Here is a 4,121-nt window from a genome sequence, read left to right as displayed (position 1 = left end):
CTCGACGACGCGCTCGGGCAACTGCACGAGGCGGGCTTTCGCACCATCGGGCTTGATTCGGACGCGCCGGCCGAACTCGAAAAGAGCTTTGCCGGAGAAAAGATCGCCCTGGTGCTGGGCGCCGAAGGCAAGGGCCTGCGCCAGAAGACACGCGAGACGGTGACGACACTGGCGCGGCTCGACATGCCCGGCGCGATCCACTCGCTCAACGTATCGAACGCCGCGGCGATCAGCCTTTACGTGGCGCGGAAGTTCTTAGCGAGTAGCGAGTAGCGAGTAGCCGAATCCCGGTATTCGGGGCTGCAATCCCTATTCGCTATTCCCTATTCGCTATTCGCTTCTACCCCACCTCATGCGCCGCCATTCGCTCCAGCGCCCTGACCAGAGCCGAATGATCCTCCTTGGCGCCGCCGTTGGCGGCGCAGGCGTTGAACAGCTGCTGAGTCGTCGAGGTGTTGGGCAAGGAAACGCCGAGCGCCTTCGCGCCCTCCAGCGCGAGGTTCAGATCCTTCTGGTGCAGTTCGATCCGAAAACCCGGCGCGAAGGTGCGCTTGACCATGCGCTCGCCATGCACTTCCAGAATGCGCGACGCCGCCAGCCCGCCCATCAGCGCCTGCCTGACCTTGGCCGGATCGGCGCCGGCTTTCGAAGCAAAAACAAGCGCTTCGGCGACAGCTTCAATGGTCAGCGCGACGACGATCTGGTTGGCCACCTTGGTGGTCTGGCCAACCCCGTTCGGCCCGACCAGGGTAATGTTCTTGCCCATCTTCTCGAAGACGGGCTTGGCGCGCTCGAACGGGTTTTCCTCGCCGCCGACCATGATGGTCAGCGATGCCGCCTTGGCGCCGACCTCGCCGCCCGAGACCGGCGCGTCGAGATAGTCGCAGCCGAGATCGTTGATCTTCTTCGCGAAAACCTTGGTCTCGATCGGTGAGATCGAGCTCATATCGATGACCAGCTTGCCCTTGGTCAGGCCGGACGCGACGCCGTTCTCGCTAAACAGCACATCGGCCACCTGCGGCGTGTCGGGCACCATCAGGATGATGATGTCGGCGGCCCTGGCCACGGCCGCATGGCCAGTGACCGTTTTCAGGCCCTTGGCGACGAGATCGGCGGAGGGTTTCGATCGATGATCGCTGGTGATGACATGATAGCCCGCGTCCAGCAGATGCCCCGCCATCGGCGCGCCCATGATGCCGAGGCCAATGAAGCCGATGGTTTCCATTTGTTTTCTCCGTCTTTTGTTAGGTCGCGTTCTGTCACGCCCCCTCTGTCCTGCCGGACATCTCCCCCACGAGGGATGTCACCGCTGTCTTCGCCAATTTTCGAGCGTCAGAAAATCAAAGGCCGACGCCGAAGCTGCCAATCTCCCCACCTGTGGGGGAGATGGCCGGCAGGCCAGAGGGAGGCGTGACAGAACGCGACTTCGACTGCGATAGCCGCTAAGCAGCAGCACTTCCCTGCCCGGCCAACTCCCGAAACCACCCCAACCCGGCTTCCGTCCCGGCCTTCGGCTTGTACTCAGCCCCGACCCAGCCGGAATAACCAATGCGATCAATGTGCTCGTACAGGAAGGGAAAATTGATCTCGCCCGTCCCCGGCTCGTGACGGCCGGGATTGTCCGCAAGCTGGATATGCGCGATGCGGCCAAGGTTTGCCTCGATGGTACGGGCGAGATCCCCCTCCATGATCTGCATGTGATAGATGTCGTATTGCAGAAACAGGTTTTTTGAGCCGACACGGTCGATCAGCGCCAAGGCTTGATCCGAGTAATTAAGGAAGAAGCCCGGGATATCGCGCGTGTTGATCGGCTCGATCAACAGCCTGATGCCGGCCTGCTCCAGCTTCTCCGCCGCGAAGGCAAGGTTTTCGGCAAAGACATCCTCCAGCACCTTGCGATCGGCGCCGGCCGGCGCAATGCCGGCCAGGCAATTGACCTGCTGGCAGCCGAGCGCCTGCGCGTAGGTGATCGCCTTGGCGATGCCCTGGCGGAATTCCGGCACGCGGTCCGGCAGCACCGCAATGCCGCGTTCGCCCTTGCCCCAGTCCCCCGCCGGAAGGTTGAACAGCACCTGGGTCAGGCCGTTCTTCTTCAACCGGGCGGCGACGACATCGGGGGCATGGTCATAGGGGCCGATATATTCGACGCCCTTGAAGCCGGCGCGGGCGGCGGCATCGAAACGGTCGAGGAACTCATGCTCGCCAAAGAGCATCGAAAGATTGGCTGAAAAACGCGGCATTCTTTTTCTCCTAATCCAACATCACGATCGCCGTCGGCGCATCCTCGTGGCTTTCGGCAAGCTCCTCGAATTCGGTGATCTTGTCGATCTCGGTGCCCATCGAGATGTTGGTGACGCGTTCGAGGATGAATTCGAGCACGACCGGAACCCGGTGCTCTTTCATCAACCGCTGGGCCTCCTTGAAGGCTCCGGCGAACTCTTCCGGCTTGCGCACCCTGACCGCCTTGCATCCCATCGCCTCGGCGACGGCAACGTGGTCGACACCGTAGCCGGCCTCGGGATCGCCTGCCCGGTTGATGTTCTCGAAGGCGAGGTCGACCTCGAAATCCATCGAGAAACCGCGCTGCGCCTGGCGGATCAGCCCGAGATAGGCGTTGTTCACGACGACATGCAGATAGGGCAATTTGTGCTGGGCGCCGACCGCCAGTTCCTCGATCATGAACTGGAAATCATAGTCGCCCGACAGCGCCACGATGGTCCGATCCGGGTCGGCGGCGCGCACGCCAAGGGCTGCCGGCAAGGTCCAGCCGAGCGGGCCGGCCTGGCCGCAATTGATCCAGTTGCGCGGCTTGTAGACATGCAGGAACTGCGCCCCGGCGATCTGCGACAGGCCGATCGTGGTGACATAGGTGACGTCGCGGCCGAACGCCTTGTTCATCTCCTCATAGACACGCTGCGGCTTCAGCGGCACCTGGTCGAAATGCGTCTTGCGCTTCATCGTCTTCTTGCGGGCCTGGCACTCCTTCGCCCAGCCCGACCAGTCGCGCAGTCTGCCTGATGTCTTCCACTCGGTGGCGACGTCGAGCAGCATCTTCAGCGCCGCGCCCGCATCCGAAACGACACCGAGATCCGGCGCGAAGACGCGGCCGATCTGCGTCGGTTCGATGTCGACATGGATGAATTTTTTCCCCTTGGTGTAGACATCCACGGAGCCGGTGTGACGGTTGGCCCAGCGGTTGCCTATGCCGAAGACGAAGTCGGCTTCCAGCATCGTCGCATTGCCATAGCGGTGCGAGGTCTGCAGCCCGCACATGCCGGCCATCAGCCGGTGGTCGTCGGGGATCGCGCCCCAGCCCATCAAAGTCGGGATGACCGGCACGCCTGAAATCTCGGCGAATTCGATCAGCAGGTCGGACGCGTCGGCGTTGATGATGCCGCCGCCGGCGACGATCAGCGGCTTTTCGGCCGCGTTGAGCATCGCTAGCGCTTTTTCGGCCTGGGCACGCGTCATCGCCGGCTTGAACGGCGTCAGCGGTTCATAGGCATCGATGTCGAATTCGATTTCGGCGAGTTGCACGTCGACCGGCAGGTCGATCAGCACAGGGCCGGGACGTGACGAGCGCATCAGGTGAAACGCCTTCTGCAGCGCCATGGGAACGAGATAGGGCTCCATGACGGTGACCGCCCATTTGGCGACCGGCGCGGCAATGGCTGATATGTCGACGGCCTGGAAATCCTCCTTGTTCAGCCGCGCCCGCGGAGCCTGCCCGGTGATGCACAGGATCGGAATGGAATCGGCGGCGGCCGAGTAAAGCCCGGTGATCATGTCGGTGCCGGCCGGACCCGAAGTGCCGATACACAGGCCGATATTGCCTGCCTTGGCGCGGGTAAAACCTTCCGCCATGTGCGAGGCGCCCTCGACGTGACGGGCTAGCACGTGGCGGATCGTTCCCCTGGCCTTCAGCGCCGAATAGAACGGATTGATCGCCGCGCCCGGCACGCCGAAAGCGCAGGAAATGCCTTCCTTTTCGAGAACGAGAACCGCGGCATCGACAGCGCGCATCCTGGCCATTTTCCAGCCCTCCACGGGTTTGTCATTGTTTGATTGGCCAAGGATGTCAGCAAGCCGGGTATTTTTCAATTTTTTCAGAATATTTTTTC

At 62.3% G+C, this 4,121-nt stretch carries 3 protein-coding genes and 1 pseudogene; 1 reads left to right on the top strand and 3 read right to left on the bottom strand.

Going from position 1 to position 4,121, the window contains the following annotated elements:
- A partial coding sequence (locus EN914_RS26740; RefSeq protein WP_281034674.1) for an RNA methyltransferase occupies window positions 1–273 on the top strand: 273 nt, incomplete at its 5' end.
- Between the two features lie 67 nt (window positions 274–340).
- Here EN914_RS26740 and EN914_RS26735 read toward each other — a convergent pair.
- The 3 genes and pseudogenes from EN914_RS26735 to gcl form a co-directional block, all read right to left on the bottom strand.
- Window positions 341–1,228 (bottom strand): annotated as a pseudogene (locus EN914_RS26735) (2-hydroxy-3-oxopropionate reductase); the annotation flags it as partial.
- Between the two features lie 214 nt (window positions 1,229–1,442).
- Entirely contained in the window at window positions 1,443–2,240 is a 798-nt protein-coding gene (otnI, locus tag EN914_RS26730) for a 2-oxo-tetronate isomerase (RefSeq protein WP_024505799.1), read from the bottom strand.
- Between the two features lie 10 nt (window positions 2,241–2,250).
- The gene (gene gcl / locus EN914_RS26725) at window positions 2,251–4,032 is read right to left on the bottom strand and encodes a glyoxylate carboligase (protein ID WP_024505798.1); all 1,782 of its coding nucleotides are present in this window, start codon (window positions 4,030–4,032) and stop codon (window positions 2,251–2,253) included.
- Window positions 4,033–4,121 lie beyond the last annotated feature (89 nt).

Origin of the sequence: Mesorhizobium sp. M7A.F.Ca.CA.001.08.2.1, from assembly GCF_003998455.1 — a bacterium.
Lineage (GTDB): Bacteria > Pseudomonadota > Alphaproteobacteria > Rhizobiales > Rhizobiaceae > Mesorhizobium > Mesorhizobium ciceri.
The sequence above is the reverse complement of the archived record's forward strand: the minus strand, read 5'-3'. Positions and strand labels throughout refer to the sequence as shown.

Bases quoted from the DNA above. Each gene is read 5' to 3' on its own strand.
- otnI (WP_024505799.1), bottom strand. From the start codon at position 2,240: ATGCCGCGTTTTTCAGCCAATCTTTCGATGCTCTTTGGCGAGCATGAG.
- gcl (WP_024505798.1), bottom strand. From the start codon at position 4,032: ATGGCCAGGATGCGCGCTGTCGATGCCGCGGTTCTCGTTCTCGAAAAG.